Source organism: Streptomyces sp. NPDC003077, assembly GCF_040611095.1.
In the GTDB taxonomy this organism is placed as follows: Bacteria; Actinomycetota; Actinomycetes; order Streptomycetales; family Streptomycetaceae; genus Streptomyces.
Map to the genome: position 1 here is coordinate 1 of NZ_JBEXNM010000142.1, position 3,191 is coordinate 3,191.

3 protein-coding genes are annotated in these 3,191 nt (G+C 75.5%); 1 reads left to right on the top strand and 2 read right to left on the bottom strand.

What is annotated here, in order from left to right; genetic code table 11:
* Positions 1-74: 74 nt before the first annotated feature.
* Complete coding sequence (locus tag ABZX96_RS37970; RefSeq protein ID WP_030252120.1) at positions 75-263, bottom strand: DUF5703 family protein; 189 nt, start codon at positions 261-263, stop codon at positions 75-77.
* A gap of 47 nt (positions 264-310) precedes the next feature.
* Here ABZX96_RS37970 and ABZX96_RS37975 point away from each other — a divergent pair, with 47 nt between their 5' ends.
* Positions 311-1,057 (top strand): hypothetical protein, encoded by a 747-nt coding sequence (locus ABZX96_RS37975; protein ID WP_355554238.1) that lies wholly within the window; start codon positions 311-313, stop codon positions 1,055-1,057.
* Positions 1,058-1,313: 256 nt separating this feature from the next.
* On the opposite strand, the gene ABZX96_RS37980 is transcribed toward ABZX96_RS37975, so the two are convergent.
* The coding region (locus tag ABZX96_RS37980; RefSeq protein WP_355554241.1) for a helix-hairpin-helix domain-containing protein at positions 1,314-3,191 on the bottom strand (1,878 nt) is incomplete at its 5' end.

Sequence of the window (3,191 nt, forward strand, 5' to 3'; positions counted from 1 at the left end):
AGCGGGCCCCGGCTCTCCGGGGCCCGCTCCATCGCGTTTCTGGCGGTCCTACGGTGGCGGCGGCTGGTAAGCCGTCACCACGTGGCGCGTATCTGTCGGATGATTCGGCGGCGCAGCCGTACCTTGCGGCTGCCGTCGGGATTCAGTCGCAGGCGGTCCAACTCCCAGTGTCCGTACTCGGCGTGGTCGGTCAGCAGGCGTGTGGCGGCCTTGCGGGAGACCCCCCGAGGCACGTACACATCGCAGAATTCGTATTCCGGCATCGCATCTATTGTGCGGGACCGGCCCCTGTACGGATAGCGTCTGCACTATGTCTGATGCTGCGCAGCCTTCCGCTGCCGAGGTACGTGCCGCCGCAGAGGCGGTCAAAGCCGCGCTGGACCGTCACCTCGACGCGGTCGAACGCCGCTCGGGGCAGGACGATCCGGCCGTCTATGCCGCGTTCGACGAACTCGCCGCGGCGGCTGAGGCGTACGACGAACTGCTGTACGACGCCTACGACGAGGTCACTCCGTTCGAGATCCCCGGGAGCGACGGGCTGCCCGCTTACACCGGGCCCGAGGAGCCGAGCGCGCTGAGCGTGCTGATCCGGCGGGACTACGCCGTGGTCGAACCGAAACGCCTGCTCACCCAGGCCCAGCGGATCGCGGACCTCGACCCCGACTCGGCCATCGGAGCCACCATGAAGGCCGAGACCGGTACGGACGAAGAGGCGGCGAACGCCGCGCCGGGTGTCGGCGGCAGTGTGCACGCGGCACTGGGCGTGCTCTTCGGGGAGTTCGAGCCGGACGAGATCGCCTCCCGGCACAAGGAGTTCGGGTTGGAGGAGGGCGACTCCACGCTGTGGGTGACGGCCGCCGACGAACCCGCCGAACCGGGGGAGTGGCTGTCCGCGCCCTTCGACCAGGCGGATCCGCAGCGCGTCGTGTGCCGCTTCGACGTCAGCTCGGTGTTCGACGAGGACCTGAGCGCCGATGACGACGACGATGACGTGGACGTGGACGAGGTGGACGACGAGGACGACGACGTGCTGGAAGTGGTGGACCGGGAGCGCTGAGTCAGGGCGGGCTCCCCGTGCGCGTCCGCGGGCTCGCTCCGGGTGTCCGGCGCGTGCGGGAGGCGGGAGGGGCCGCCGCCTGACGCTGCGTGCGGCTCCGGGCCGCACGGACCGTGCGGCGGCCCCGCCGTCCTGTCGGCGGGACTGACACGCTGACGCGTGCCCTGTGGGGGCGTCGCGCCTGATGGCGCGGCGCCCCCGTCCTGTTGGGCCCGTGCACCGGGCGCGTACGGGCGGTGCGCGAGCGAGACCGGGGTCAGCCGGCCTGCTCCAGGGCGCTCTGGTCGTGCTGCGTGCGCAACAGGGTGCGCAGCCGGGTGGTGCGTTCCTTGGCCGGGACCTCGGCCACCGAGCGGGCAAGCGCCTGGTCGACGCCCTGGACGACGGACAGGTGGCGTTCGCCGCGGCTGAAGGCCGTGTAGACCCAGGCGCGGTTCAGGCCCTTGGCGGCGTCCCCGGGCAGGACCACCACGGCGGCGGGCCAGCGGGTGCCGGCCGCCTGGTGGGCGGTGATGGCCCAGCCGTGCCGTACGGCGCCGCCACCGACCCGCTCGCGCGGTACGACGACGGCGGACCCGCCGCAGTCCAGGTGCAGGCCCGCGGCGTCGGCGCCGGTGACCGTGCCCGGGACGGAGCGGCCGGGCGCCGGGGAGTACGTCACGCGGTCGCCCGGGTCGAACCCGCCGAACCGGCCGGGGCCCGGGTTCAACCGCTGCTTGAGAGCCGCGTTCAGCGCGCGGGTGCCCGCCGAACCACCGTGCCCGACCGTGATGACCTGGGTCTGCTCGGGAGGCACCCCGAGCGCGCGCGGCACGGAGTCGGCCACCAACTGGACGGCCCGGTGCACCGCCTCGCCGGCGTCGCGTGCCGGGACGATCACGACTTCCTTGCCGGGCGCCTCGACCGGGATCAGTTCGCCGACGCCGATGCCCGAGACCAGTTCGCCGATCGGGCCCGGGTCCGGGGTGCGGGAGGCGACCTGGGGGCAGAAGCGGGCGGCGAGCAGGTCGCCGAAGAGGCGGCCGGGGCCGGCGGACCCCAGGATGCCCGGGTCGCCGCTGAGGACCAGCCGCGTCCCGTCGGCCAGCGATTCCACCAGCACCGCCGCGGTCTCCAGGTCGAGCTGCGGGGCGTCCAGGACGATGAGCAGGTCCAGCGCGAGGGTGCCGTCCGCGCCCCGCCCCGGTCCCTGACGGCCGGTCAGCAGCCCCGAGACCGTGACGGCCGCCTCGGCGGCGTCCGCGCCGGGATTCTGGCCCTGCGCGGCCTCGCCCGCTGCGGCGACGAGACGGGCCAGCCGGTGGCGGCCGTCTTCGGTGTGGGTGGCGCCGAAGGCTCGCAGGCCCAGGGCGCGGGCCGCGGCGATCAGCGCGGCGGGCTCGGCGCGCGCCGCCTCGGCACCGGTGTGCGCCACCAGTCCGTCGCGGGCGGCGGCGCGGATCAGCTCGGCCGCGGACGGGGACGGGGCCGCAGAGGCGGCGGCCTCCCAGTCGGCGGGGGAGGGCTCGGAGGGGCGGGGCTGCGCCGCGGGGGCGGCTTCCGGGGTGACTTCCGGGGCGGCGGGGGGCCTGCGGTCGGTCTCGTCCGGGACCGTTGCTTCGGCGGCCTCCGTTCCGGCGTCGGGCAGCTCCCGCGTCCCGGCCTCCGCCGCGAACGTGGTGAGCAGCCGGGCGAGGCCGTCGGCCACGCTCTCCTCGGCCATGGCGAACCGGTCCAGGCCGAGCAGGACCCGTACCGGCTGCTCGTCCTCCTCGCCGGGCGCCGACGGGCGGGCCCCAGGGGTCTCCATGGCGTCCTGGAAGACCAGGACGGCGCCCTCGGCGATCGCCTGCTGCAGGGCCTCGTCCGGATCCGGGACGGCGCGCTGGGCGAGCGCCGCCCGCAGCGCCGGGGCCTCCAGCGCCGAGTGCCCGGCCACCGCGGCCTGCTCCAGCAACCAGACGACCAGGGCTTGGGCCCGGCGCTCGTCCCCGGGCGCGCAGGCCGGGCCGAGCAGCGCGCGGGCGAACCCGTCGGCCTGTTCCGGGCGCACGCCGGGCACCGTGAGCAGCTGCCAGGGATCTTCGCGCAGCGTCTCCGCCGCGCGCTCGCCGAGCGCTTCGGCGGTCGGCCCGGCCCCCGAGGCGCTGGCCGG